We start from the raw sequence: 24,618 nt of genomic DNA on the forward strand, positions 1-24,618 counted from the left end.
CTGGCAATAATAAAGAACGGCGATACGTCGATTTACACGACCTCTTGTTTATCCTCTCCTGCGCTTTGCCCGCTAGACTCGGTCGATCAATTCAAGGTCGGACGCTGTGCTGAATTTTGAAATGGCATATTTCCTCGCGGCGGCTGCTGCATCAGGCGTATTCATCGCGGCAAGCTGGCGTGGCAGGACCGATCTGGCACTTGCCCCGGTGCAAGGCCGGCCACGACCTTTGATCGATCCTGTATGGGATGACGTCGAGGCGAATATTTATGCGCCGGAGGCTCGCGCCGACGTCGGGGTCGCTATGCGCGTTGCCCTGAAACGACTGTCGCCGATCATGACAAACCAATTCGTGCAGGCGGATGTCGCCGCGCTGCCAGGGTTGCGTGTGCGGATGCGAGGCGCACCTCTGACTGATCTTTTGGAAGAGATGTTGGCTGCCGCAATCCATGCTGCCCCCGCCAGTCGGCTGTTGCTGACCGCCGCCGCGCATGGCAGCCGAATCGATGTCGGTATCGCAGACGACATGCCGGGCGCCGACCCGACGGTACGACTGGAAAGAGTTCGCGGCCTGACGGCACGGGTCGCCAGGCGCGGCGGAACGTTGGAGGTCAATGTTCGCCCGGCCGAGGGTACTACCCTGACCCTGCGATTGGCCGCTGCCGCCGACGCATAGGCGAACCATCCAACCGAACCGGCTCGAACCAGCCGCCGGATCCAGGTGGCAGAGACTTTCCAGCGTCGGTGACATTGAAGCGCAGAGCGCCGTTCCCCGTCCATCATTGGACCCGGCGCATGACGTATGCTACGCGCCCAAACTATGCATCAATTCCGGCGCGAAACCGTTGGCAGCGAAGCGCCAGGGCCCCCGCCGGCGACGGCCGAGAGTCTGGAGGAAGCCCGTTGACCCGTATACCCATCGATCCGGACGCGATTCGCGCCCTGGCGGCCGTGCTGGTTGAAACCGGCCTGACCGAGATCGAAATCGCCGACAAAGACGCGCGAATTCGCGTTGTCCGCAGTGCGGGCACTACAACGACAGCTGTTCCGGTCACCGCCGCATCACCGGCTTTGGCCGCCTCTGCCGCAGGGGCAGATGACGTCGCCGCCCATCCCGGCGCCGTGGTCAGTCCGATGGTGGGGGTCGCCTATCTTTCGCCAGAGCCCGGCGCACCGCCGTTCGTCGCCGTGGGTCAGCAGGTAACCGCAGGCCAGACCCTGTTGCTGATCGAGGCAATGAAGACGTTCAATCAAATCAAGGCACCGAAAGCCGGTTCGGTGACTGCCATCCTGGTGCAAAGCGGTGCTCCGGTGGAATACGGCGAAGCACTCGTCATCCTGGAATAGACCGTTGTTTCGGAAAATCCTTATCGCCAATCGCGGCGAGATCGCCCTTCGCATCCAGCGTGCCTGTCGGGAATTGGGGATCGCCACCGTGGCCGTGCATTCGACTGCCGACGCCGAGGCTATGCATGTCCGCCTGGCCGACGAAAGCGTCTGCATCGGGCCGCCCCCGCCCAAGGACAGCTACCTCAATATCCCCTCGATCCTGTCCGCGGCGACCATCACCGGGGCGGACGCGATCCATCCGGGCTATGGCTTCCTGTCGGAGAATGCCGGCTTCGCCGACATGGTCGACGCGCATGGGCTGACCTTTATCGGCCCGGCAGCGGAACATATTGGCATGATGGGCGACAAGATCGCTGCGAAAGCCGCAATGGCAGCCGTCGGCGTGCCTCTGGTGCCCGGCTCCGACGGCGAGTTGCCGGATCTGGACAGTGCTCGGTCGGTTGCCGGGCGCGTCGGGTATCCGGTGCTGATCAAGGCGGCGGCAGGCGGTGGCGGTCGCGGCATGAAGGTCGCACGCGACCCGGCGGACCTGGAGGATGCCTTTACCCTGGCGCGCGGCGAGGCTCGGGCGGCGTTCGGCAGCGATGCCGTCTACATGGAGAAATACCTCGACCGGCCGCGGCATATCGAGTTGCAGATCATGGCCGACAACCACGGCCACGTGGTGCATTTTGGTGAGCGTGACTGCAGCCTGCAGCGGCGCCACCAGAAATTGCTGGAGGAGGCCGGGTCGCCGGCGATCGACTCGGCGCAGCGCGACGCGCTGGGTGAAACCGCGACGACGGCGCTGCGCAAACTGGGCTATCGCAACGCCGGAACACTGGAATTCCTCTATCAGGACGGGCAATTCGCGTTCATCGAAATGAACACCCGGCTGCAGGTCGAGCATCCGGTCACCGAGATGCTCTGCGATATCGATCTGGTCAGAGAACAGATTCGCGTCGCCGCGGGATCGCTGCTGGGCTATCAGCAGCGCGATATCAACTTTGACGGCCACGCCATCGAGTGCCGGATCACAGCCGAGGATCCGCTGACCTTCATCCCGACGCCCGGGCGGGTGACCGCCTTTCACGCCCCAGGCGGCCTCGGTGTGCGGGTCGACTCGGCGCTGTATGCCGGCTATTTCGTGCCTCCCTTCTATGATAGTCTGGTTGCGAAGTTGATCGTTCATGCGCCGACTAGACCTAGGGCGATCGACCGTATGCGTCGCGCGCTCGACGAATTCGCGGTCGTTGGCATCAAGACCACGATCCCGTTGCACCAACGGATCGTCGACGATGCCGAATTCCAAGCCGGTGACTATACGATCCATTGGCTGGAAAACTTCGTCTCGGGCGGCTGAACGGCGCGTGTCGATGTCGTTCGCGCCTCGCGTGGCGCGCCGGCGTCGGCCCGCCATAGTGGAGCAGGATCATGACGCACGACCATGATGTGGATTGGAAGTTGAACGGTGTACGGGTGATCAAGGGCGATCAGCTCGACACCAACACCGCGCAGACCCCGGGCATGAACCGAGCCGCGGCGATTAATCTGGCGCGGGTGGGTGCGCAGAAAATCTGGGCCGGCACGGTAAACATCCATGCCAATGCCAAGACCGGGGCGCATCATCACGGCGCGCTGGAGAGCGTGATCTATGTCGTGCGCGGCAAGGCCCGGATGCGTTGGGGCGCCAAGCTCGAATATGTCGCCGAAGCCGAGGCGGGCGACTTCATCTTCGTCCCGCCCTACGTGCCGCACCAGGAAATCAACGCCTCGACGGAACAGACGCTGGAATGCGTTCTGGTGCGTAGCGACAACGAAGCCGTGGTGGTGAACCTCGATATCGAGCCGGTGGAAAAGCCGGAGGCGGTCTACTGGGTCGATCCGATCCATAAGCATCCTGAGTAGCCTGGTCGGAGCTCTGCCCGACCGGCCGCCGCCGGCAACACCGCCATAGAGCGGCGCCGCGGCGAACAGGATCGCCAGCTCCACCCTATTGCGCCGCCCGCAACGCCGAGACGATGAGGGCGATCCCTTGCGCGTGCCAGCGTTGGATGGCCTTGTGGTCGGCACCGAGCGCCTTGCCCAGACGGCGCCACGGAAACAGGTGGCGGTCGGTAACCGGATTGACCAGGCTACGGGCGCCGACCACGCGCCGAAGCACGTAGCGGTCCACCGGGATCAGCGGGATCCAACTCATCGCTTCGTCCATCCGGGTGATCCGTTCCGCGGATGGGACGGACGGACGAACTCGGGCCTCGGTCCAACCGTAGGCATCCAGCGCCGTCCGCACGATCTCCAGCGACGATGTGCGCAACCGGGTCGTCCATCCGGTGCCAGGCAAGGCGAGCAGCGTCGCGCCAGCCTCTTCCAGGCGATACACCACGTAGTCGGCGTCGATCTCGTACCCATTGGTCATGATCGGGCGGATCGGCGCCTGCGGGGCCGCGGCCCCAGGGGTGCGGGGTGTCGTCATGATCGAATCCCTCCGGCTATCGAGAAGCGGCTTCGGAATGCTCAACGAATGTCTCCGGGCGTCTGGAACGGCACGTTCTCCAGGCTGGTGCCGCGGTTGATCGCGCCCCAGCTATCGCCATGTCCGGCCGGCAGCGGCTCGCGCCCCGACTCGTCAAGGAACGCGACGGCGTTCGCCGGCAGCCGTTCGGCGCCGATCTCGCGGGCGCGCTCGATGACCGCCAGGCGGGCGAGGCCGAGTGCCAGGGCCACGACCTCCCAGCTTGCACCCTCGGTGCGCAGGCGGCGGATTTGGGCATCCTGTCCGTCGGTCCAGACTGTCTTCCTAGGCATCGGGGGCTCCGTCATGAACAATGAGTGAACATGGCGTTAGTTAGAGAAAATAACATAACCTGTCAACGAAAATAACAAAAACTCAGGAAAAATTCCCTGGCCATCACAATCCGTCGGCCGATACGGCGCGCCTCCAATCATGGACCGGGGCGACCAAATCCTCGATTGGGATGATCGAACGCCGAATTCCAACCGGAGGGACGGAAAACATCCATGCGTGCCGAAGCCGAAAATTCCCGCAGGATTTCACTGGTAATGTTAGGCGCTGTAAGTTAGACTAACCACCATGAGTAGCCCGCAAGACATCGGAACCCGCATCCGCGCCGCGCGGCGCGATCGCGGCCTGACCCAGGACGAACTGGCCGATCAGGTCGGTGTGTCGCGCAGCGCCGTCGCCCAGTGGGAAACCGGGCGCACCGGTCAGATCACCGGCAACCTTTCCCGTATCGCCGGCACGCTGGAGGTGAATGTCGAATACCTCATGTACGGCGATGACAAGCGAGCGATGGGCGACGTTCGTCAGGGCGATGAATTGGCGCTGCTGCGGCTGTACCGCGAATGCAACCCCGAGGATCGTCAGATGCTGCTTCGCACCGCTCGGCGCCTGGCTCGGCAGTAATTCCGGCGGAGCCAAACTGTCTCCGCGGCCACAAGCGGACAGCAGTGGATTGCCGCCGAAAAAGCCCTGATCGCCAACGTTGAGCCGTGGTTCGGCTACCGAAGAATGCGGGCTGTCAGCGCCCATACGATCACGAAAATTCCCGCCAAGTCTATCAGGACCCGTTGATGTTCGTGAATGGCACCCGAGCTTCGCTCGCGACCTTGAAAGCGCGCAATGGCCGGGGCACTGCCGATCGACATTCGTCCGGACCTCTGGCGGAACGTTCGCGACATCCTGACCCGGCACGTCTGCGGCCATGAAGTCTGGGCCTTCGGCTCGCGGGCAATGGGTAAAGCCAAGCCTTACTCCGATCTCGACCCGGCGATCATCACGGACACGCCGCTGCCGCTGCTGATCAGCGCCCGGTTGGCCGACGACTTTCCCCCCGACGATTCCAGGCGAGCGGAGGTGGTGGACCGGGCAGCGACACAGACGGCCTTTCGCGAGATCATCGAGCGTGACAAAGTCGCGTTGCAACGGCGGGGCGGCGGGAACCCTGATGACGCGGCGCACGTTTCCCAGCCATGAGCACGCAAGAACCCGACGCTCCAAATACCAAGCTGCCGCCGCGACCCGAACCGCCGGGCGGTTCGGCTGCCTTGCCGGAAGGCACCCTGCCGGCACCCTATCTCGGCCCGCAAGGCGACGAAAACCGCGATCCGCCCGCCAATGCGCCGGCACCCATACCGCCGACCGAAACCGTCAAGGACACCCGCCGCTAGCGGCCTTGTTCGGGCGCTCCGCCCTGGGCCGGACGCGGTTTTGGGCCGGACGCGGTTTTGGGCCGGACGCGGTCTTGGGCCGGACGCGGTGTTCGGCTAGAGAGCATAATGCGTCGCGCCGAACGCGCCCGCGTCATGCGACCTGGCAACCCCTTAGGCGCTCCCCGGCTGCCTGGGGACACTCTGGAGCCGCAGCCCGCAAGAAGGACAAGTCTTTGAACATCCCACCCGGCGTCAACAGCCTGCGAACCGGCCCCAACGAAAGAGGCCGGTTTGGCGAATTCGGCGGCCGCTTCGTCGCCGAAACCCTGATGCCGCTGATCCTGGAGGTCGAACGCGCCTACACCCAGGCGAAAGCCGACCCCGCCTTCGACGCCGACCTGAAGCATCACCTACAGCACTATGTCGGCCGGCCAAGCCCGCTTTGGTACGCCGAACGGCTGACCAGGCAGCTCGGTGGCGCAAAGATCTACTTCAAGCGCGATGAACTCAACCACACTGGCAGTCACAAGGCCAATAACTGCATGGGCCAGATCCTGTTGGCCCGGCGCATGGGGAAAGCCCGCATCATCGCCGAGACCGGCGCGGGCCAGCACGGGGTTGCCACCGCCACGATGTGTGCGTTGTTCGGGCTGCCCTGCACCGTCTACATGGGCGCCACCGACGTCGAGCGCCAATCGCCCAACGTCTTCCGCATGAAGCTGCTGGGCGCCGAGGTGAAACCGGTTACCTCCGGGGCCGGCACCCTGAAGGACGCCATGAACGAGGCGATGCGCGATTGGGTGGCCAATGTCGCGGACACCTATTACCTCATCGGCACCGTCGCCGGGCCGCATCCCTATCCGATGATGGTGCGCGACTTCCAGTCGGTGATCGGCGAGGAGGCAAAGGCGCAACTGCAACAGGCCGAGGGCCGGCTGCCTGACGCCGCCGTGGCCTGCATTGGCGGCGGCTCGAACGCCATGGGGCTGTTTCATCCGTTTCTCGACGATACGACGGTCCGCCTGATCGGCGTCGAGGCCGGCGGTCATGGCGTCGAAACCGGCCAGCACGCCGCGAGCCTGACCGGCGGGCGTCCGGGCGTGCTGCACGGCAACCGCACTTACCTGCTGCAGGACGACGACGGGCAGATCATCGAGGCCCACAGCATCAGCGCGGGTCTCGACTACCCGGGCATCGGCCCCGAACATGCCTGGCTGCATGACATCGGCCGTGTCGAGTACGTCTCCGCCACCGATCAGGAAGCGCTCACCGCATTCCAGCTCTGCACCCGGACCGAGGGGATCATCCCCGCGCTGGAACCGGCACACGCGCTGGCTCACGTGATCAAGCTGGCGCCGACGCTGGACCCGGACAAAATCATCCTGATGAATCTCTGTGGCCGCGGCGACAAGGACATCTTTGCCGTCGCGGACCATCTAGGCGTGAAGCTGTGAGGAGCGCGCAGCCGTGAGTCGCATCGCCGCCCGGTTCGATGAACTCAAGCGCCAGGGCCGCGGCGCGCTGATCCCGTTCCTGGAAGCCTGGGATCCTGACCAGGCGACCTCGATGGCGCTGCTGCGCGGAATGCCGGAAGCGGGCGCCGACCTGATCGAGATCGGCATGCCGTTCACCGACCCTATGGCCGACGGTCCGATTGTCCAGGCGGCTGGGAAACGAGCCCTCGCAGCGGGGGTAAAGCTGGCCGACGTATTGGCGATGGTGCGCGATTTTCGGCTTGCCGATGCGGCGACCCCGGTGGTGCTGATGGGATATTTGAACCCCATCCTGTCGTATGATCCGCGGCGTTTCTGCGTCGATGCGGCGGCCAGCGGCGTGGATGGGTTGATCATTGTCGATCTGCCGACCGAGGAGGCCGATTTGTTGCTGCCGCACAGCAACGCCAACGGGCTGGATTTGATCCGGCTCGTCGCACCGACGACCGACGATCGGCGCTTGCCGCTTGTATTGAACGGCAGTTCCGGCTTCATTTATTATGTCGCCATCACCGGCATAACCGGCACCCGCAGCGCCACCGCCGAACACTTGCAAGCGGCGATCCCGCGTCTCAGGCGGGTGACCGATCTGCCTATCGCAATCGGGTTTGGCGTCCGCTCCCCAGAGCAGGCCGGCACTGCATCCCGCATCGCGGATGCGGCGGTTGTGGCATCGGCTCTGATCGAAACCCTCTCAGCCGATCTCGACGCTGACGGCAGGGCGCGTCCAGGTGCGGTGGAAAAGGTGTTGAATCAGGTCCGTGCCCTGGCGGCGGCGGTCCGGCGCCGCGACTGATTGATCCAGGCCACTCAGCGCCGCGATATCGTCGCGCCGTCGTTGGTCCTATTCGTATGCCTCACCCTCGTATCGAACGAACCCGACCGGCCGATGGGTAAAATGCAGCACCGGAAGACCCTCGTTGTCCTGGCCCGGGTCGGCCTGATCTGCGGGGATGAACAACCCCTGCAGTTCGACCGGCTTGCCGATCTCGAACGGGATATCGGTGCCGATGCCGCCATTGTTCACCCGGATGGCGACAAAGACGTTGCCTGAGTAATCCGCGCCATCGTCCAAGGCCCGCAAATCGTCGATCCAGATATGCTGGTGCTCGGCGCCATCGTGCGATGCCCGGTCCGGAAACAGCTTCGACACCTTTGCTCCGACATGTCGCTTTTCACCACGCCCGGACCCGTCCGGATTCCGCAGGCCGACGTTTCCATGATGCCAAGCCATGACGCACCTCCGTGAACGGCGCTTGGTTAAGATAGCAGGCCTGCCACGTCCGACGCATGTGAAGGCTCGGTGACGCAGGCTTGCCCAGCCCTCGATCCGGAGCTATCGAGCCGCCATGAACTGGCTCACCGAATACGTCCGACCGAAAATTCGTACGCTGTTCACCCGGTCTTCGGTGCCCGACAACCTGTGGCACCAATGCCCCGCCTGCCAGCAGATGATCTTCCATCGCGACCTCGCAGCCAATCTGAAGGTGTGTCCGCACTGCGGCCACCACCTGCGCGCTTCCTCCACCGAACGGCTGAACTGGACTTTTGACGAGAACGCCTACACCAGTATCGAACTGCCCAAACCGCTCGCAGATCCGCTGCGCTTCCGTGATACCAAGCGCTACCCCGATCGGCTGAAGGAAGCCCGCGAAAAGAGCCATACCGACGACGCCATAACCGTCGCCCACGGCATGATCGAGGGCCGCAAGGCGGTCGTCGCGGTGATGGACTTCGACTTCATCGGCGGTTCGATGGGCGCCGCGGTCGGTGACGCTATCGTCGCCGCCGCCCGCCTGGCCGTGCTTCAACAATCACCGTTGATCGTGTTCACCGCCTCGGGCGGCGCCCGGATGCAGGAAGGCGCAATCAGCCTAATGCAGATGCCGCGAACCGTCATTGCCACCCGGCTGGTCAAGGACGCCGGCCTGCCGTTCATCGTCGTCTTGACCGATCCCACCACCGGCGGCGTCACCGCGTCCTTCGCCATGCTTGGCGACATTCAGATCGCCGAACCGGGCGCCTTAATCGGTTTCGCGGGCGCCCGCGTGATCGAGCAGACGGTACGCGAAAAACTCCCTGACGGGTTCCAGCGCGCGGAATACCTGGTGGAGCATGGCATCATCGACATGGTGGTGAAGCGCACCGACATGCGCACGACGCTCGGCCGGATCATCGGGCTGCTGATCCAAAGGGAGGAGCTGGTCGCGGCGTGACCGACGCAATCGAGCAGATCGCCGCGCGCCTCGAGCGCCTGCATCCCAGGCTGATCGACCTCAGCCTCGACCGGCTCCGCGGCCTGCTTGTTCGGCTCGACCATCCGGAACAGCGCCTGCCCCCGGTGATCCATGTCGCCGGCACCAATGGCAAGGGCAGCACCTGCGCCTTCATTCGGGCGATGGCTGAGGCAGCCGGGCTTCGCGTGCACGTCTACACATCCCCCCACCTGATGCGCTTCAACGAACGCATCCGCGTCGCCGGTGCGCTGGTCGGGGACGATCAGTTGCTCGCCGCGATGCAGCGCATCGAGCGCATCAACGACGCCGCCCCGATCACCGTGTTCGAGGTCATCACCGCCACCGCCTTCGATCTGTTCGCCGCCACGCCGGCCGATCTGTGCGTGATTGAAGTCGGCCTTGGCGGGCGCGGCGACGCCACCAACGTGATCGGCCCTCCGGCGGCCTGCGCGATCACCTCTATCTCGCTCGACCATCGCGAACTGCTGGGCCCCTCGGTCGAGATCATCGCCGCCGAGAAGGCCGGAATCATGAAACCGGGAACCGTGGTCGCGATCGGTGCGCAGCCACCTGGCGTCCGGCGCGTGCTGCTTGATCACGCCGCCGCGCTTCAGGTGCCGGTAAAACTGCGCGGCCGAGACTGGCATCTGGCCCCGGCCGCAAACAGCCTTCGCTATTCCGATGAACTCGGCAGCATCGACGCGCCGATACCTTCACTGCCGGGGCTGTTTCAGCAGGACAACGCCGGTATCGCCCTGGCCGCTTTGCGTATCGCGGCCGTGCCGCACGAAGCGTCGGGTTTGGCGCAGGCCGAATGGCCCGCCCGGCTGCAACGCCTGCACGGACGTCTCGCGGGGCTGCTGCCATCCGGCTGGGAGCTCTGGCTCGACGGCGGCCACAATCCCGGCGCCGGCGCCGTGCTGGCCGAACATCTTCGTGGCTGGGCCGATCGGCCGATGCATCTGGTCGTCGGTATGAAACAGGCGAAAGACTCCGCCGAATTCCTTCGCCCGCTGATACCGGCGGCGGACACCGTCTGGGCGGTGCGCGAACCGGACCAGCACGCCGCCCTGCCGGTCGAGGCCATCATCGCCGCCTCCGGCGGCCTCGCTCGGCGTGGGCCGCGGGTCGAGGATGCCCTGCATGCGATGCCGCGAACCGAAACCCCGGCCCGCGTGCTGATCTGCGGCAGCCTCTATCTGGCCGGCGAGGTATTGAAGCTGGACCAGTAGGTAGAAGACCCGGCCGGGTCGCGCTATCTAAGGCTGCAATGTCAGGCACGTCCGAACAGACCTCTCGCCAATCGCTGGAAGCCGCGGCGGCCAAGGCCGACGAGCTGGAACGGACCTGTCTGTTCCATGGTGGGTCGGAAATCGCGCTGGGCGAGGCGCTGGCGCGGCATCCGGTCGGCCCCGATTTCCATGCCCTCGGCGCCACCACCGCGGTGCTGAACCACACGCTCGAAAACGTCGTGCTGGATGCCGACTCTCTGATCCTTTTCAAGCACGGACACGCCATCGCCGAGACGGTGTATTTCGAGCCTCCGGGTGCTGCCCGGCAGCTACAAGAAGGCGTCGAATTGACGTCGCTGCCGGAAGGCGAGAATCTTATCTTCGGCTACAACAACGCCCATCTCGGTTATCAGCACTGGCTGACCCAGTGCCTGCCGGCAATCGACTGGTCGTTGCGGGGCAAGCGGGCAGGCAATGCGCGCCTGATCCTGCCGCGACTGGCACCTTGGCAGGAGGAAACCCTCGCTGCCCTGGGTTTGGACCGCATCCCTCGGCTGACGCCGCAGGCGAATACCCGCTACCATCTGCCTCGTGTCGAGTATTCGGATTTCCTGACCGGGGCTACCAGTTTCGCAATCTGCATGAGTGGGCTGCAGACCGCGAAACGACTTGCCGATGCCATGCCGAGCTACCCGACGCATGACAAGGTGCTCTACATCGATGAGGTCAATCCGTACTACGGATCGATCCGCAACGAAGGCGCGGTGATAGATTTGTTGCGCAGGCGCGGCGTCACCATCGTCGAGCGTGAACGCCTGTCGACCGCCGAACGCATCAACCTGTTCCGCCATGCCGATGCGATCATCGGCCCGCTCGGCCAAGGGCTGACCGACGTGCTGTTCTGCCGCCCGGGCACGCTGATGTGGGAATGGATGCCCGGGCACCATCAGAATTCATCGTTCAATCGTCTCGCTCAGGCGACGCAGGTCGATTACTGGGCCGACATGTTCGCGACCGTCGCCGAGCCCTCCAAGCCCGGACAATGGGAAATCGATCTCGATCTTGTCGAACAGCGGTTGAAGCTGCTGTCCAGCCGCCTCGCCCATCGCGCCGCGGCCGTGGCGACAACCGCGGATGCTTCGCCCGTCGTGACCCGCAGCATCAGCAGCCGCCCGGTCAGGGAGTTGATGCAAAGTTTCGAAAGCCTTGGCGATAACTGCGAATTTGGCCTGGTCCAGCAACAGGCCGGGGTCACCTCAGCCGGACTCCTGCGGTTCAACGGTTTCTTCGCACCGCCGGAATTTCGCCTGGAAAAGCTGGTGGCGGCGTTGCAGCGCAAGTTTGACGGGCTTGGCGCGCAGGGCACGATCAGCGTGTTGCCGGAAGGTGAGCCCGGGCACCGCGAGCTGATCGTGCGCGAAACGGCGTATGGCATGCTGTATCACTCTGGCGTGCGCGAAGGTCAGATCGACCCGGAGGCTCAGATCGAACGGGCGGCGAAGCTGCTGGGCCATCTGCGCGAGCGCCTGCTGGAAAACCTGGCGACTGGGCAGAAGATTTGGGTCTGGAAGTCGCAGTGCAAGACATCGCGGGAAGACATTCAGCCATTGCTGGAGACGCTGCGCGAGATGGGGCCGAACACCCTGCTCTGGGTCGCCGAAGCCGACGACGATCATCCGGCCGGGTCGATCGAGCGGCTGGAAGCCGACTTGATCAAGGGCTACGTGGACCACTTCGCGCCCTACGGCAGTGTCGCCAATATCCACTCCGCATCCTGGTTCGAAGTGTGCTGGCGGGCCGATGAATGCTGCCGCCCGGACCGTGCGGGGCGGGAACCGGGACCGGAGGCTGACTACCAACCAGAAAGACCGCCGCCGCCGTTGACCGCAATGGAAATTCTGGCCCGCAATCCAGCTCCCACTCCCGTGGCGGCACCGAGGGTGACACCGCGAGCTGCCTCCAGGTCAGGGATCTGGCGATGGGTTCGGCGGCCGTGACGTTCGGGGTATGGTGCACCGAACGCTTACGGCACGCCCAGCACCAGGTCGAGCTCCCTAAAGTCCGGAACTGAAACGTCCAACGGTTTTCCCGTGCGCAGGATTACCCGGTCCGATTGCGGCCGCGCCAGCAGCTCGGTCATCGACCGCGCGCGAAACAGCACCAGATCGGCCGGTGCGCCAACCGCGATACATCCTCTGTCGGCAAAGCCACAGGAATCAGCGGGTGTAGCTGTGACCGAGGCGCCCCACGCGCCAAACCGATGATCGAGTTGCGCGATGCGCACCGCTTCGCGGTAAACCTCCATCATGTCGTAATCGCCATAGGCATAAAACGGGTCACGGCAGTTGTCGGAGGCGAACGACACCGGCACGCCTGCGGAACGGAATTCGTGTACCATGGTGATGCCGCGCCAGCGCGGCGTGCGATCGGCTTGCCGTCCTTGCAGATACATATTGCACATCGGCAGGTTGATCACCCGCAGCCCAGCATCGGCGCACAATCCGATCGTCGCCCGAGCCTCTGCCTCGGTCTGGACAGACAAAGAGCAGACATGGCCGACCTGGATCGGCGCCTTGAAGCCCCGACGCAGCGCGGTGCGGGCGACAGCATCCAGGGCCCGCGACGATGCATCGCCGGTCTCATCCAGATGCAGGTCGAGAGCCAGCCCTCGTTGCTCGGCCAGCCAGAAGAAGCGATCCAGCAATGCCTGGAATTCCGGCGATGACGCGCGACCGCCCTCGCCGGAGGTGGTCATCCCAAGAATGCCGTGCGAATCAGCGACCTCGTCGGCCAGGGCCAGGCCATCGTCGCCGGCGAACCGATCCAGCGGACAGATCGAGACCGCTTGCAGGTCGATACGTCCGGCCCACGCTTCGCGCATGCGCCGGAACACCGCCCAATGCGCGCGAGCGTCCGGCCAATAGCTGTCCAGATGGGTGCGGATCGCGGCGGTTCCATGCGCCAGCGCGCAGCGCAGGCCGAAATCGAACCGCGGCTCGATGTCGTTTTGGCTATAGTATTTTCCGCGGTCGGCGATGACCGCTTTCCTGGCACCGGCGGGAGTTCCGTCCGGATTCGGTTGCCGCGGCCAGGTCTGGGTCTTGTCCAGGTGCACATGCCCATCGACGAAGCATGGCCAAACCTGTCCCCGGTCCAGGTCGATGCCGCCAGGCGCGGTTCCGGCGCCGGCAATTGCCGCGATCCGGCCATCCGTTATGCGCAGGTCAAGCCGCACCAGCCCTTCGACGTCCTCAGGCCCCGGCGCGCCGGCAAGTACCGCAGCCGGGACCTGGGCGTTCCGTAGCCAAATATCGGGTGGCACTGCATTGGGAAACCAGGCCGGGATCATGTTGACATCCGATATGCTGCGTCATGCGACGAGACGGCGGACTGATCCGGCCTGTCAACCGAGCGCCCAGGCGATCGAGACGCGGGCCAGCGCGTCGATCGTGTCAACCACCGGGACCTGAAATGCGTCGGCGGGGCCGGCCTGAATGCCGAGCGGAATTTCGGTGCAGCCCAGCACCACCGCCGTCGCACCTCGCGCGGCAAGGCTGTTCGCGACTTCGGCCAACGGCGCGTAGGCTTCCACGACCCGGTTAGCCTTAACCGATGCGATCGCCGGGGTCACCAGGCGGGCCATTTGTTCGGGGTCGGGTTCGACGACCTGCCAGCCCTCGGCTTCCAGGCGATCCTGGTAAAGCCGCATTGCAAGGGTCGCGGCGGTCCCCATCAGGCCGATACAGCCGCGCCTTATGCCGATGCGCCGGAGCTCGGTGGCGGCGGCGTCCACGATGTGCAGGATCGGCATGCCGGCAGCGCGCATCATCGGGTCCAACCAGCCATGCGCGGTGTTGCACGGAATGGCGATCGCGCCGCAGCCGGCGGCTTTCAGGCCCTCGATGCCGCGCAGCAGCCATGGCAGCGGATCCGGTCCTGCGCTCAGGCTCGCGGCGGTTCGATCGGGAACCCGCGGGTCCGACCAGAGCACGGCAGGGATGTGGTCCTGGTCGCGTTCAGCCGGGGTCAAAAGGGTCAGCCGCAGCATGAAATGGGCACTGGCCAGAGGACCCATGCCGCCCAATACGCCAAGCACCTTGTCGGTCATGCTTCAGCCTCGCTGCGCCGCCCGCACCAATGTATCCAGCTCGCTGAGGAAGCGCGAGCGGTGCTGCTTGGTCAGCGTGGCGGGACCCCCGGTGGCGACGCCCATTTCGCGTAAATATCGGCCGACCTCGCGGCCGGCCAGGGCGTTGCCGATGTTGTCCGGCGTCCAGACTTTGCCGTTTGGCGCCAGTGCCCGGCCGCTTTTGCCCAGACAGCGCGACGCCAGGGGGATATCGCTGGTGATGCAGACATCCGCCTTGGTCATGCGTTCAGCGATCCAATCGTCGGCGACGTCGGCTCCCGCCTCGACCGTGATCATGGTGACGTTGGGCCGTCCGGTTGGGCGGATCGGGCGCGAGCCGTTGGCCACCACGAACACGGCAAGTCCCAGACGGTCCGCGACGCGATAGACTTCGTCGCGGACCGGGCACGCGTCGCCGTCGATGTAGAGGATGGTCATTGCGCCCGCATCGCGCGGCAGCAGCCGCCGTGCATCATGCGGCGGAGCGCATGCCCCGGTTGCCGCGGTCGTTGTAGCGGCGGCGCTGCGCCTGGCCGGGCGCGCCAGGCCGCTTCGGCTGGTGCGTCATCGGCGGCGGGGCGTCACCAACCACTGCGATCGAAACGTTCATCTGCCGCTCGATCTGGCGCAGAATGCCACGCTCCGACGGATCGCAGAACGAGATTGCGACCCCGGCGGCACCGGCGCGCGCGGTGCGGCCGATGCGGTGAACATAGCTTTCAGGCTCCGCCGGCAGGTCGAAGTTGATGACGTGGGAAATCCCGGTCACATCGATCCCGCGCGCGGCAATATCGGTCGCCACCAGCACCCGAGCCCGGCCGGTGCGGAATTCCCGCAAGGCCTTTTCGCGCTGCGGCTGGCTCTTGTTGCCGTGAATGGCGTTGACCTGGATGCCGGCATTTTCCAGCACGCCGGCAACCTTGTTGGCACCGTGCTTGGTTCGGGTAAATACGATGACCCGGCTGAGCGCATCGTCGCGCAGCATCGACAGCAGCAAAGACTGCTTGCCGCTTTGCGCCAGGTGGTGGACGAACTGCTCGATCTTCGGTGTGGTCTCTTCCCGGCGGGCGATTTCCACCCGGATCGGGTCACGCAGCAGGCTGTTGGCCAGGCTGCTGACCTCGGCCGGCATCGTGGCCGAGAACAGGCAGGACTGGCGACGCGGCGGCAGCGCGGCGACGATCCGGCGAATGTCCTTGATGAAGCCGAGGTCAAGCATCCGGTCGGCCTCGTCCAGCACAAAATGCGTGATAGCGCCAAGCCGCAGCTCGCGGGTCTGCATCAGGTCGCACACCCGGCCCGGCGTGCCGATGACGATGTCGGCGCCCCGACGCATTGCCTCAACCTGCTTGAAGCGGCTGGCGCCGCCGATAATGACGGCGGTGCGCAGACGCAGGTTGATGGCCAGCGCGCGGACGGTTTCGTCAATCTGCAGCGCCAGTTCGCGTGTTGGAGCCAGGATCAGGGCGCGGGCCACGAATGGCGCCGGGCGTATCGGCTGGGCCGCCAGGTGCTGCAGGATCGGCAGGGTAAAGGCAGCGGTCTTGCCACTGCCGGTTTGGGCGATACCGAGCAAATCCTTGGTCGCCAGCAGCGGCGGTATCGAATCGGCTTGAATCGGGGTTGGCGTTTGGAACTTGCGCGTTTCAAGGGCGCGCAGAAGCGGCTCGGACAGGCCGAGGGTCGTGAAACTAGCTTGGGTCAAGACGTGGTTATGCTCCAGCGCTTGCCACGATAGGTGGACGAATAAGCGCCTGAAAGTTCGCCGCCCCGCGCGATTAAATGGGGACGAAAGGTTTTCGGATGAAATTTTCCGGAACTTCGGTCGAGGAGAACCACGCCCGTTAATCACGCAATCACGGAAACACAGCCGCTATATCGGCCGGAGGTTCCCAGATTGCAAGGTCTTTGTGCAGGTGCGTTGTGACGCTGCAGCTGGCGACGCGCCTTGAGTTGCCAGGCAGCGAATCATCGCCCCGGCCGCTGAAGCGTCGCCTCGAAGGTCTGGGCTCATCGGCGAGGCTAAGGCTTCCGCCACACCGGCGGCGGCGTCGCGCCGACCTGTCCGGTGATTGGCCTATAGGCCTCGGGGCGGCGGTGCTTGTCGAAGGCGAAGATCGTCGTGCGGCCCAGTGTACACATATCCAGGTCGCAATCGGCGGTGATCAGTTCGTCGTCCCAACTGGTGGCCATGGCAACGATCTCACCTTGCGGGTTGACGATGATCGAATGTCCGAACAGTTCGCAACCATCCTCGGTGCCCGCCTTGGCGGTGGCGACCGCGAAGCAGGCGTTCTGGTAGCACCCAGCCTGGATCGACAGATGCGAATGGAATACTCGCAGGTGATGCGCCTCGAAGCCGGCCGCATCCATGTTCAGGCTTGGGGTGTTGTAGCCCAGCGCAACCAGTTCGACGCTTTGCAGACCGAGCACTCGCCAGGCCTCGGGCCAGCGGCGGTCGTTGCAGATCATCATGCCCATGTTGATCCCCTGCTGGCTGCCCATTGGTGCGCGGATCACCGGGAAGCCCAGGTTGCCGACCTCGAAGTAACGCTTCTCCAGGTGTTGCACGACGCGCTTCGGATCGTACTCGGCATGTCCCGGCAGATGGACCTTTCGATATTTCAGCAGTACGTCGCCTGACGGCCCGACCAAGATCGAGGTATTGAAGCGCCGCTTGCGCTCAATGCCGGTCGCATCGGCTTCGTGCGCGATTTCGGCGTAGCCCAGGTGAAAGCCGATGCCGTATTGGCGCGCCGCATCGAACAGCGGTGCCGTCTCGTTCGATGGCATCGCGGTCTCGAACCAGCCGTCCGCTTCGGCGATGTTCTCGTGGTAGTGGCGCGGGAAGAACGTGGTCAACGCCAGTTCCGGAAACACGATCAGCTCGACGCCGCGTTGATGCGCCCGTTCCAGCAGCCGAACCATGCGCGCGACGGCAACCGAACGCGGTTCGGCTTGTTGGATCGGCCCCAACTGGGCGGCCGCGACGGTAATGATGCGGGACAACGGAACCCTCCTTCGCATGATCCCGCCACGATGCCACGATCAGCCTGCCACGCAATCGCCCAAGCTTGCCGTGTCATTGCCGCGACACTACCAAGCACCAAGATGGCCTGGCTCGCAGGCCAGGCTTGCAGGAGGAACACAATGATCGACTACGACGTAAAGGTCAGCCCATCGAAGGCGGGCCTGAAGCGCGACGACCAACTCGCGTGGAAGATCGCCGGCGTCGCCGTCGACCGGGTCGCCGTCGCCAAGGAAGTGGCGGCGATGATCGTCAACCGCGTCATCGACAATGCCTCGGTGGCGATCGCCTCGGCCAACCGCCGCAGTATCGTCTCGGCTCGGGACATGGCGCTGGCGCGCCCGAACCGGAACGGCGCATCGGTGTTCGGTGTCCCCACCAGCAAGCGCGTCAGCCCAGAATGGGCCGCCTGGGCCAACGGTGTGGCGGTGCGCGAGCTCGATATGCACGACACCTTCCTCGCCGCCGACTACTCCCACCCCGGCGACAACATCCCCCCGATCCTCGCGGTCGCGCAGAGCATGGAGAAGTCCGGTCGCGAACTGATCCGCGGCGTCGCCACCGGATACGAAATCCAGATCGACCTGGTGCGCGCGGTCTGCCTGCACGAGCACAAGATCGATCACATCGCCCATCTGTGCCCGGCGCAGGCGGCTGGCATCGGCACGCTGCTGGGACTGAAGCAGGACATCATCTATCAGGCTGTTCAGCAGGCGGTGCATGTCAGCTTCACCACGCGCCAGTCGCGCAAGGGCGAGATCAGTTCCTGGAAGGCGTACGCGCCGGCACACTCCGGCAAACTGGCGATCGAGGCGGTGGACCGGGTGATGCGCGGCGAGGGCGCGCCAAGCCCGATCTACGAAGGCGAGGACAGTGTCCTGGCCTGGATGCTGGACGGACCGCAGGCGCACTACGTGGTGCCGCTGCCGGCACCGGGTGAGGCGAAGCGCGCGATCCTCGACAGCTACACCAAGGAGCACAGCGCCGAGTATCAGTCACAAGCGCTGATCGATCTCGCGTTCCGCATGCGCGAGCGGATCGGCAAGCTCGATGACGTCGAGAAGATCGTCATCCACACCAGCCACCACACTCACAACGTGATCGGCACTGGCGCCAACGACCCACAGAAGATGGACCCGAAGGCGACCCGCGAGACGTTGGACCATTCGATCATGTATATCTTTGCCGTCGCCCTGCAGGACGGCGGATGGCACCATGTCGACAGCTACGCGCCGAAGCGCGCGGCCCGAGCGGACACCGTGCGTCTGTGGCACAAGATCGAAACCACGGAAGACCCGGAATGGACCCGCCGCTATCGCGCGACCGATCCGAACGAGCTGTCATTCGGCGGCCGCGTCGAGATCTTCCTGCGCGACGGCAGCAAGCTGGAAGACGAGATGGCGGTCGCCAACGCGCACCCGCTTGGTGCCAAACCATTTGGCCGCGACGACTACATCCGCAAGTTCCAGATCTTGACCGAAGGCATCATCACCGCGCGTGAGTCGAACCGCTTCCTGGAAGCGGCGCAGGAATTGCCCCGCATGCCGGCGGGTGATCTGCATCGCTTGAACGTGGCCCTGCCCGCGGGCACCTTGGCCGTCGGCAAGCCTGGTATTCTCTAGTGTCCTGCCCCCGAAGGTCGCCGCATCATGCGGCGGACGTAGGGGATAAGCAGGCCACTAAAAACACCACAAGGAGGAACGCATGAGCGAGACAACTTCTCTTCCCAACCGCGCCAAGAAGGGCGTCGGCCTGTCCGGCGTCAACGCCGGCAACACCGCGTTGTGCACCGTCGGACGCTCCGGCAACGATCTGCACTACCGCGGCTACGACATCCTCGACGTCGCCGACACCTGCGAGTTCGAGGAGATCGCCTATCTGTTGGTACACGGCATACTGCCGACGCGCGCCGAGCTCGCCACCTACAAGGCCAAGCTGCGGGCGTTCCGCGGTTTGCCGATGGTGGTGAAACACGCGCTCGAGGCGTTGCCCGCCGCGTCCCACCCGATGGACGTGATGCGCACCGGCGTCTCCGCGCTGGGTTGCGCGCTGCCCGAGAAAGACGATCAAAACCCACCCGGCGCGCGCGACATCGCCGACCGCTTGATGGCCTGCCTGGGACCAATGCTGCTTTACTGGTTCCATTACGCCCACAACGGCCGGCGCATCGAGGTCGAAACCGACGACGATTCCATCGGCGGTCACTTCCTGCATCTGCTGCACGGCAAAGCGCCATCCGAGATGATGGTGCGCGCGATGCACACGTCTCTGATCCTCTATGCGGAACACGAGTTCAACGCTTCGACCTTCACCTGTCGGGTCGTGGCCGGCACTGGGGCGGACATGTATTCGGCGATCGTGGCCGGGATCGGCGCATTGCGCGGGCCAAAACATGGCGGTGCCAACGAGGTCTCCTTCGAGACCCAAAACCGCTATGCCTCGCCGGACGAGGCGGAAGCCGATATTCGCCGTCGCATCGAAGCGAAGCAGGTGGTGATCGGCTTTGGCCACGCCGTCTACACGATCGCCGATCCAAGAAACAAGGTGATCAAGGAAGTCGCCCGCCGGCTATCGCAGCATGCTGGCTCGATGAAGATGTTCGACATCGCCGACCGTATCGAGGCGACGATGTGGGATGCGAAGAAGATGTTCGCCAACCTCGATTGGTTCTCCGCCATCAGCTATCACATGTTGGGTGTGCCGATGTCGATGTTCACTCCGCTGTTCGTCATCTCGCGTACGTCGGGATGGGCCGCGCACGTGATGGAACAGCGCATCGACAACAAGCTGATCCGTCCCACGGCGAATTATACCGGGCCTGAGAATCTGAAGTTCGTGCCGATCGATCAGCGCGGCTGATTCGGAATTTTTGTGTCTTTCGGAACCGCCGCGGCAGTGCTGTCGCGGCGGTTAACTTTTTCCATTCGTCCCTGAAACGCTACGCACGAAAACTTTTTTCATAAATTTGCCGTCGACATGTTGCTTTTCGTTGACATGTATGCCCTTCGCGATGAATAGCGGAATCCGTGTTCGCGAATCGATTCGCATGATGTGCTGGCTTTCGATGCGCGGGGACGTTTAACAGAAGGACGGTCAATGGGCCGCGACCTTGGAAAGCCGAAGAAGACTCAAGTAGCCTCGGGATGGTTGCCGGCTTGGCGCACGCCTCAGCCGGTTTGCCGATGAAACAAATCAGCGCCTGCATAACCACGCGCCCCGAACAACGGCTTCGTCCAAAGCGCACGAACAGAGACGGCACGTTTAGCAAGGAGATTGCAAGTGACTGACGATACGACGACTGATGCCCGACGCGCCAAGACGACGGGCGCCAAGGCGATGGCGATGAAGGCCGCGACCAAGAAGGCAGCGGTGAAAAAGCCGGCGGCGAAGAAATCGGCGGTCAAGACCGCTCCGAAAAAAGCCGCTGCCAAGGCTGCACCGAAGAAGGCCGCCGCGAAGGCCGCACCGAAGAAGACAGCGGTGAAGAAGTCTGCCGCCAAGGCCGCGCCGAAACGGGCTGCTGCCAAGGCTGCTCCGAAAAAGACTGCCACCAAGAAGGTCGCTGCCAAGAAGGCCGCGCCGAAGAAGGCAACCGCCAAGGCTGCCCCTAAGACGGTCTTGAAGAAGGCTGCTGCCAAGGCCACGCCGAAGAAGGTGGTGACCAAGAAGATGGCGGCAAGGAAGGGCTCGAAGGGGATGCCCGCTTCAACCCCCGCGCCGTTGGCGTCGCCGTTCGCGGCAAGCGAACCGAAGGAGTAAGTCCGCGCGACGATCCTTGGAGGAAGAGGCGCCCGCGAGGCGCCTTTTTCTTTGCCCGCCTGAGACGGGGGCCCGCCTGAGACAGGGGCCGGCCCAAGACAGCGGCCGGCCCAAGACAGCGGCGCTCAAACTGTACAGCCTCGAAAAGCGGCTTTAATTTTCCGCCCAAGCCGCGATCATGCTCTACCCGAACGTCGTCAGCAGATCGTCAACCTGTGGCATCGTCAACAGACGCGGCGAGTGTCCTCGCAGCAGCAGAAACAGCTTGGCGGCCTCCTCGAGTTCTTCGGCGGCATGGACCGCATCGGTCAACGTCTGGCCGGAAACCACCGGTCCGTGGTTCGCCAGCAGCACCGCGCGGGCATTGCGTGCCGCGGCATTTATCGCCGGCTCCATCGTGGCATCGCCCGGCCGATAATACGGGATGATCGGCATGCGCCGGCCCACCCGCATGACGAAGTAGGGTGTCAGCGGCGGGATCGGGTTCGATTGATCCACATCCGGCAGGCATGACACCGCCGTGGCCTGGGTCGAATGCAGATGCACCACCGCGCTCGCGTCGTCGCGCGCTTGGTAGAACGCGCGGTGCATGAACACTTCCTTCGACGGCTTGTCGCCCGCCACGTGCTGGAACGCGGGGTCCAGCTTCGACAGGCGACCAGGATCGAGTCTTCCCAGACTCGAATTTGTCGGCGTCATCAGGTAGCCGTCTGTCAGGCGCACGCTGATGTTGCCGGCGCTGCCGACAGAGAAACCGCGCGCGAACAGACTGCCCGCGAGTTCGCACAGCAGCTCACGCATCTCCTGTTCGTGGGACGGCATCCGATCAGGCCTCCAGCACGCGAAACGCTTTCAAGAAGAAGTCGGACGCACCGAAATTCCCCGACTTCAGGGCCAGCATCAAGCCAGGTCCACCAGTGCCGGCTTCGGCGAACGTCCACGGCACACCCGGATCGATTTCCGTCCCGATACGCATGCTTCGCACGCCAAGCCGCCGCACCACAGCGCCGGACGTCTCGCCGCCCGCCACGACGAACTTGCGCACACCCAGAGCCAGCAGGCCCTCGGCGATATTGGCGATGGCGTCCTCGATCAGTGCGCCGGCCTGATCGCGACCCAGGCGAGACTGCAGCGCCGCCACTTTGTCCGGCGGCGCCGAGGCAGCGATGACCAGCGGTTTTTCGCCGATCTTATCGGATGCCCATGCCAGCGCCGCCTCGCTCAACGTTGCCGCGTCCGGCGTCGCCAATGCAGCCAACTCGAACGTCGGCAGATGGGAACGCGCGTAACCAAGCTGCGCCAGGGTCGCTCGTGAGCACGACCCGGCGACGACCGCGCAGGCACCTTCGATCGGCGCCAGGGCACCCGGGTCGGTCGTCCGCGAAAGCAGCCCGGCGCGGCGGAAATTATCCGGCAGCCCTATCGCCACGCCGGAGCCGCCGGTTATCAGCGCGTGGCTTGCCGCGGCCTCACCGATCGCCACCAGATGGGCGTCGGTGATGGCATCGACGACGGCGTAGCGGCGCCCCCGCTCCTTCAACTGCGTCATCGCATCGCGGATCGCGTTCGCCCCGCGATCGACCGTGGCGAACGCCACCAGCCCGACCGTGCCCTCGGTCTGGCGCGACAGCACGCGCACCAGGTTGGCGTCGGTCATCGGAGTCAATGGATGGTGCTCCATGCCGCTGTCGTTCAGCAGGCTGCCGCCGACGAACAGGTGGCCTTGGTAAACCGTGCGGGCGTTGGTCGGGAACGCCGGGCAGGCCAATGCGAAACCGCAGCCGAGCGCGGCGGTCAGCGCGTCGGCGACTGGACCGATATTGCCCTGATCGGTGCTGTCAAAGGTGGAGCAATATTTGAAGAAGAATTGGCGCGCACCCGCCGCCTGTAGCCAGCGCAGCGCCCTGAGGCTCTCGTCCACCGCCTGCGAGGTCGGCGCGGTGCGGGACTTGAGCGCCACGACGACGGCATCGGCGTCGGGCGCCGGCAACCCCGGCTCCGGCACTCCGATCAACTGCACGGTCTGCATGCCGCCCCGTACCAGCATCGAGCACAGGTCGGTGGCACCCGTGAAATCGTCAGCGATCGCACCTAAAAGCATGGTCCGGCTCTCCCTGTTATGGGCGTCCCCTGTGATGGGCGTCAACGCGCGCTCACAATGACGCCTCGTCGCCAGCGTTGTCTAACCGGCGAGTATCGCCGCGAGGTGGGCCACCTGTTCGTTCCAGGACGGCAGCGTCCGGCCGGAGACCCATGCGACCTCCGCCATGTCGCGCCGCAACGGCTGGTCGAAGATCACCCGGCGCAGCGCCTTGGAAAACTGTTCGACGTCGCCGGGGGCGCAGACCACACCGGCCTCGGGCCCCACCAGGGTCGGCACCGCCCCGACACTGCTGACCGCAACCGGCAGGCCGCGCCGAAGCGCCTCGGCGATCGCCACGCCATAACCCTCGAAATACGACGTCAAGGCGAACAGGTCGGCTCCCAGCCAAAGCGCATCGCTCACCTCATCGACGAAGCGGACGCGGCGCGCAACCCGGAGCTGCTCTGCCAGGGCGAGCAGACCGTTGGCGTGCACCGGGTCGCGCTCCGGCGAACCGGCGATGGTCAGTTGCCAGTCCAGGTCGAACAATCGGCTGAGCGCGCGCAACAGCACGTCGTGACCCTTGCGCGGAATGAGTGCCCCGACCGACAAGATCTGGCAGTCCGGCCCGTCGGAACCTGCGCAGCGAGGCAGGTCATCGATGCCGGGGATGACCGCGGTGATGCGATCCGGCGACGGCCCGAAGTCCTGGATCAGTCGTTCGGCGGTCTGCTCGCTCGTCACCACGAAGCGCGGCATGTCACGGAACATCTCCACCTCGGTGGCGCGCAGTCGCCGCGCCGTGTCATCGGCCAGGCCGGTTTCCAGCGAGGCGGGATGGTGGATCAGCGCGGTCACCCGGTGCAGCGGCAGGCCGGCGAAGGCCGGCAGCGCGAGTCCGTCGATCAGCCGGGCGCCGTCCGCCGGCAATGCCGACCAGGCGGTCCTGGCGGCGTAGATCGCGGCTTGGTCGGGGTCGGGCAGCCGGCCGTCGAGTTCGACGACGTGGACCTCGTGTCCCAACGCGAGCAGGCCATCCGCCATGCGGCGATCGTAGGCGTGGCCACCGGACACCGTAGCCAACGGACCCGGGACGATCAGGCAAACATACATGGGTGTGACTTTTAGCAGGTTATGCGGCGTCGTCAGGAATAA

Annotated in this window: 26 protein-coding genes; 15 read left to right on the forward strand and 11 right to left on the reverse strand. The window is 64.8% G+C overall.

Annotation, left to right across the window (positions count from 1 at the left end):
• The first annotated feature begins 121 nt into the window (after nucleotides 1-121).
• The 4 genes from ACQY4Y_RS09595 (at nucleotide 122) to ACQY4Y_RS09610 (ending at nucleotide 3,237) form a co-directional block, all read left to right on the forward strand.
• Entirely contained in the window at nucleotides 122-676 is a 555-nt protein-coding gene (locus tag ACQY4Y_RS09595) for a hypothetical protein (RefSeq protein WP_428490317.1), read from the forward strand.
• Between the two features lie 227 nt (nucleotides 677-903).
• Nucleotides 904-1,347: an acetyl-CoA carboxylase biotin carboxyl carrier protein gene (locus ACQY4Y_RS09600; RefSeq protein ID WP_428490318.1), complete on the forward strand. Its 444-nt coding sequence runs from the start codon at nucleotides 904-906 to the stop codon at nucleotides 1,345-1,347.
• A gap of 4 nt (nucleotides 1,348-1,351) precedes the next feature.
• Nucleotides 1,352-2,692, forward strand: a complete 1,341-nt coding sequence (gene accC, locus ACQY4Y_RS09605; RefSeq protein ID WP_428490319.1) for an acetyl-CoA carboxylase biotin carboxylase subunit — start codon at nucleotides 1,352-1,354, stop codon at nucleotides 2,690-2,692.
• 71 nt (nucleotides 2,693-2,763) lie between these two features.
• A complete protein-coding gene (locus ACQY4Y_RS09610) occupies nucleotides 2,764-3,237 on the forward strand; it encodes a cupin domain-containing protein (protein WP_428490320.1) in 474 nt (157 codons plus the stop codon).
• An 85-nt stretch (nucleotides 3,238-3,322) separates the two neighbouring features.
• Here the strand turns inward: ACQY4Y_RS09610 and ACQY4Y_RS09615 are convergent, their stop codons facing one another.
• On the reverse strand, nucleotides 3,323-3,805 hold the full coding sequence (locus ACQY4Y_RS09615) for a DUF6362 family protein (protein WP_428490321.1): 483 nt from the start codon (nucleotides 3,803-3,805) through the stop codon (nucleotides 3,323-3,325).
• A gap of 41 nt (nucleotides 3,806-3,846) precedes the next feature.
• The gene (locus ACQY4Y_RS09620) at nucleotides 3,847-4,137 is read right to left on the reverse strand and encodes an AsnC family protein (RefSeq protein ID WP_428490322.1); all 291 of its coding nucleotides are present in this window, start codon (nucleotides 4,135-4,137) and stop codon (nucleotides 3,847-3,849) included.
• A gap of 286 nt (nucleotides 4,138-4,423) precedes the next feature.
• On the opposite strand from ACQY4Y_RS09620, the gene ACQY4Y_RS09625 reads away from it, so the two are divergent.
• The 5 genes from ACQY4Y_RS09625 to trpA all read left to right on the forward strand — a co-directional run bounded on the left by ACQY4Y_RS09625 (nucleotide 4,424) and on the right by trpA (nucleotide 7,791).
• Nucleotides 4,424-4,756, forward strand: coding sequence for a helix-turn-helix domain-containing protein (locus tag ACQY4Y_RS09625; RefSeq protein WP_428490323.1), 333 nt, complete (start codon nucleotides 4,424-4,426; stop codon nucleotides 4,754-4,756).
• 216 nt (nucleotides 4,757-4,972) lie between these two features.
• Nucleotides 4,973-5,326, forward strand: a complete 354-nt coding sequence (locus ACQY4Y_RS09630; RefSeq protein WP_428490324.1) for a nucleotidyltransferase family protein — start codon at nucleotides 4,973-4,975, stop codon at nucleotides 5,324-5,326.
• Nucleotides 5,323-5,520 carry a hypothetical protein gene (locus ACQY4Y_RS09635; protein WP_428490325.1) on the forward strand — a complete coding sequence of 66 codons (198 nt, stop codon included), beginning with the start codon at nucleotides 5,323-5,325 and terminating at the stop codon, nucleotides 5,518-5,520. Before ACQY4Y_RS09630 ends, ACQY4Y_RS09635 begins: the two co-directional genes overlap by 4 nt.
• 221 nt (nucleotides 5,521-5,741) lie before the next feature.
• Complete coding sequence (gene trpB, locus ACQY4Y_RS09640; protein WP_428490770.1) at nucleotides 5,742-6,956, forward strand: tryptophan synthase subunit beta; 1,215 nt, start codon at nucleotides 5,742-5,744, stop codon at nucleotides 6,954-6,956.
• Nucleotides 6,957-6,969: 13 nt separating this feature from the next.
• A complete protein-coding gene (gene trpA, locus ACQY4Y_RS09645; RefSeq protein WP_428490326.1) occupies nucleotides 6,970-7,791 on the forward strand; it encodes a tryptophan synthase subunit alpha in 822 nt (273 codons plus the stop codon).
• Nucleotides 7,792-7,839: 48 nt separating this feature from the next.
• On the opposite strand, the gene ACQY4Y_RS09650 is transcribed toward trpA, so the two are convergent.
• Nucleotides 7,840-8,229 (reverse strand): hypothetical protein, encoded by a 390-nt coding sequence (locus tag ACQY4Y_RS09650; RefSeq protein WP_428490327.1) that lies wholly within the window; start codon nucleotides 8,227-8,229, stop codon nucleotides 7,840-7,842.
• Between the two features lie 115 nt (nucleotides 8,230-8,344).
• Here ACQY4Y_RS09650 and accD point away from each other — a divergent pair, with 115 nt between their 5' ends.
• The 3 genes from accD to ACQY4Y_RS09665 are packed head-to-tail and all read left to right on the forward strand — an operon-like array spanning nucleotide 8,345 to nucleotide 12,461.
• The gene (gene accD, locus ACQY4Y_RS09655) at nucleotides 8,345-9,211 is read left to right on the forward strand and encodes an acetyl-CoA carboxylase, carboxyltransferase subunit beta (protein ID WP_428490328.1); all 867 of its coding nucleotides are present in this window, start codon (nucleotides 8,345-8,347) and stop codon (nucleotides 9,209-9,211) included.
• Nucleotides 9,208-10,464: a bifunctional folylpolyglutamate synthase/dihydrofolate synthase gene (locus ACQY4Y_RS09660; RefSeq protein ID WP_428490329.1), complete on the forward strand. Its 1,257-nt coding sequence runs from the start codon at nucleotides 9,208-9,210 to the stop codon at nucleotides 10,462-10,464. Before accD ends, ACQY4Y_RS09660 begins: the two co-directional genes overlap by 4 nt.
• Before the next feature lie 38 nt (nucleotides 10,465-10,502).
• Nucleotides 10,503-12,461: a glycosyltransferase family 61 protein gene (locus ACQY4Y_RS09665; protein ID WP_428490330.1), complete on the forward strand. Its 1,959-nt coding sequence runs from the start codon at nucleotides 10,503-10,505 to the stop codon at nucleotides 12,459-12,461.
• Nucleotides 12,462-12,487: 26 nt separating this feature from the next.
• Here ACQY4Y_RS09665 and ACQY4Y_RS09670 read toward each other — a convergent pair whose 3' ends face one another.
• From ACQY4Y_RS09670 to ACQY4Y_RS09690, 5 genes are all read right to left on the reverse strand, one after another.
• Nucleotides 12,488-13,813 carry a cytosine deaminase gene (locus tag ACQY4Y_RS09670; RefSeq protein ID WP_428490331.1) on the reverse strand — a complete coding sequence of 442 codons (1,326 nt, stop codon included), beginning with the start codon at nucleotides 13,811-13,813 and terminating at the stop codon, nucleotides 12,488-12,490.
• A 54-nt stretch (nucleotides 13,814-13,867) separates the two neighbouring features.
• Nucleotides 13,868-14,572: an aspartate/glutamate racemase family protein gene (locus ACQY4Y_RS09675; protein WP_428490332.1), complete on the reverse strand. Its 705-nt coding sequence runs from the start codon at nucleotides 14,570-14,572 to the stop codon at nucleotides 13,868-13,870.
• A 3-nt stretch (nucleotides 14,573-14,575) separates the two neighbouring features.
• Nucleotides 14,576-15,031: a YaiI/YqxD family protein gene (locus tag ACQY4Y_RS09680; RefSeq protein WP_428490333.1), complete on the reverse strand. Its 456-nt coding sequence runs from the start codon at nucleotides 15,029-15,031 to the stop codon at nucleotides 14,576-14,578.
• Nucleotides 15,032-15,065: 34 nt separating this feature from the next.
• Nucleotides 15,066-16,298 carry a DEAD/DEAH box helicase gene (locus tag ACQY4Y_RS09685; RefSeq protein WP_428490334.1) on the reverse strand — a complete coding sequence of 411 codons (1,233 nt, stop codon included), beginning with the start codon at nucleotides 16,296-16,298 and terminating at the stop codon, nucleotides 15,066-15,068.
• 317 nt (nucleotides 16,299-16,615) lie between these two features.
• Nucleotides 16,616-17,602 (reverse strand): N-carbamoyl-D-amino-acid hydrolase, encoded by a 987-nt coding sequence (locus ACQY4Y_RS09690; protein WP_428490335.1) that lies wholly within the window; start codon nucleotides 17,600-17,602, stop codon nucleotides 16,616-16,618.
• A gap of 141 nt (nucleotides 17,603-17,743) precedes the next feature.
• Between ACQY4Y_RS09690 and ACQY4Y_RS09695 the strand changes: the two genes are divergently transcribed.
• The 3 genes from ACQY4Y_RS09695 (at nucleotide 17,744) to ACQY4Y_RS09705 (ending at nucleotide 21,380) form a co-directional block, all read left to right on the forward strand.
• Complete coding sequence (locus ACQY4Y_RS09695) at nucleotides 17,744-19,243, forward strand: MmgE/PrpD family protein (RefSeq protein ID WP_428490336.1); 1,500 nt, start codon at nucleotides 17,744-17,746, stop codon at nucleotides 19,241-19,243.
• An 82-nt stretch (nucleotides 19,244-19,325) separates the two neighbouring features.
• Nucleotides 19,326-20,480 (forward strand): bifunctional 2-methylcitrate synthase/citrate synthase, encoded by a 1,155-nt coding sequence (gene prpC / locus ACQY4Y_RS09700; protein WP_428490337.1) that lies wholly within the window; start codon nucleotides 19,326-19,328, stop codon nucleotides 20,478-20,480.
• Nucleotides 20,481-20,900: 420 nt separating this feature from the next.
• Nucleotides 20,901-21,380, forward strand: coding sequence for a hypothetical protein (locus ACQY4Y_RS09705; protein ID WP_428490338.1), 480 nt, complete (start codon nucleotides 20,901-20,903; stop codon nucleotides 21,378-21,380).
• 183 nt (nucleotides 21,381-21,563) lie between these two features.
• Here ACQY4Y_RS09705 and ACQY4Y_RS09710 read toward each other — a convergent pair whose 3' ends face one another.
• The 3 genes from ACQY4Y_RS09710 to ACQY4Y_RS09720 all read right to left on the reverse strand — a co-directional run bounded on the left by ACQY4Y_RS09710 (nucleotide 21,564) and on the right by ACQY4Y_RS09720 (nucleotide 24,576).
• Nucleotides 21,564-22,202: an aldolase gene (locus tag ACQY4Y_RS09710; RefSeq protein ID WP_428490339.1), complete on the reverse strand. Its 639-nt coding sequence runs from the start codon at nucleotides 22,200-22,202 to the stop codon at nucleotides 21,564-21,566.
• A gap of 4 nt (nucleotides 22,203-22,206) precedes the next feature.
• Nucleotides 22,207-23,481: a 3-oxo-tetronate kinase gene (gene otnK, locus ACQY4Y_RS09715; RefSeq protein WP_428490340.1), complete on the reverse strand. Its 1,275-nt coding sequence runs from the start codon at nucleotides 23,479-23,481 to the stop codon at nucleotides 22,207-22,209.
• A gap of 81 nt (nucleotides 23,482-23,562) precedes the next feature.
• On the reverse strand, nucleotides 23,563-24,576 hold the full coding sequence (locus ACQY4Y_RS09720) for a glycosyltransferase family 4 protein (RefSeq protein ID WP_428490341.1): 1,014 nt from the start codon (nucleotides 24,574-24,576) through the stop codon (nucleotides 23,563-23,565).
• Nucleotides 24,577-24,618 lie beyond the last annotated feature (42 nt).

This window comes from Rhodopila sp. (genome assembly GCF_965277165.1).
Lineage (GTDB): Bacteria > Pseudomonadota > Alphaproteobacteria > Acetobacterales > Acetobacteraceae > Rhodopila.

Coding starts and splice junctions, on each gene's coding strand:
- ACQY4Y_RS09625 (WP_428490323.1), top strand. CDS start 4,424: ATGAGTAGCCCGCAAGACATCGGAACCCGCATCCGCGCCGCGCGGCGC.
- ACQY4Y_RS09665 (WP_428490330.1), top strand. CDS start 10,503: ATGTCAGGCACGTCCGAACAGACCTCTCGCCAATCGCTGGAAGCCGCG.
- ACQY4Y_RS09630 (WP_428490324.1), top strand. CDS start 4,973: ATGGCCGGGGCACTGCCGATCGACATTCGTCCGGACCTCTGGCGGAAC.
- ACQY4Y_RS09635 (WP_428490325.1), top strand. CDS start 5,323: ATGAGCACGCAAGAACCCGACGCTCCAAATACCAAGCTGCCGCCGCGA.
- ACQY4Y_RS09650 (WP_428490327.1), bottom strand. CDS start 8,229: ATGGCTTGGCATCATGGAAACGTCGGCCTGCGGAATCCGGACGGGTCC.
- ACQY4Y_RS09720 (WP_428490341.1), bottom strand. CDS start 24,576: ATGTATGTTTGCCTGATCGTCCCGGGTCCGTTGGCTACGGTGTCCGGT.
- ACQY4Y_RS09610 (WP_428490320.1), top strand. CDS start 2,764: ATGACGCACGACCATGATGTGGATTGGAAGTTGAACGGTGTACGGGTG.
- ACQY4Y_RS09670 (WP_428490331.1), bottom strand. CDS start 13,813: ATGATCCCGGCCTGGTTTCCCAATGCAGTGCCACCCGATATTTGGCTA.
- ACQY4Y_RS09620 (WP_428490322.1), bottom strand. CDS start 4,137: ATGCCTAGGAAGACAGTCTGGACCGACGGACAGGATGCCCAAATCCGC.
- otnK (WP_428490340.1), bottom strand. CDS start 23,481: ATGCTTTTAGGTGCGATCGCTGACGATTTCACGGGTGCCACCGACCTG.
- ACQY4Y_RS09695 (WP_428490336.1), top strand. CDS start 17,744: ATGATCGACTACGACGTAAAGGTCAGCCCATCGAAGGCGGGCCTGAAG.
- ACQY4Y_RS09595 (WP_428490317.1), top strand. CDS start 122: ATGGCATATTTCCTCGCGGCGGCTGCTGCATCAGGCGTATTCATCGCG.
- ACQY4Y_RS09710 (WP_428490339.1), bottom strand. CDS start 22,202: ATGCCGTCCCACGAACAGGAGATGCGTGAGCTGCTGTGCGAACTCGCG.
- ACQY4Y_RS09615 (WP_428490321.1), bottom strand. CDS start 3,805: ATGACGACACCCCGCACCCCTGGGGCCGCGGCCCCGCAGGCGCCGATC.
- ACQY4Y_RS09680 (WP_428490333.1), bottom strand. CDS start 15,031: ATGACCATCCTCTACATCGACGGCGACGCGTGCCCGGTCCGCGACGAA.
- prpC (WP_428490337.1), top strand. CDS start 19,326: ATGAGCGAGACAACTTCTCTTCCCAACCGCGCCAAGAAGGGCGTCGGC.
- accD (WP_428490328.1), top strand. CDS start 8,345: ATGAACTGGCTCACCGAATACGTCCGACCGAAAATTCGTACGCTGTTC.
- ACQY4Y_RS09675 (WP_428490332.1), bottom strand. CDS start 14,572: ATGACCGACAAGGTGCTTGGCGTATTGGGCGGCATGGGTCCTCTGGCC.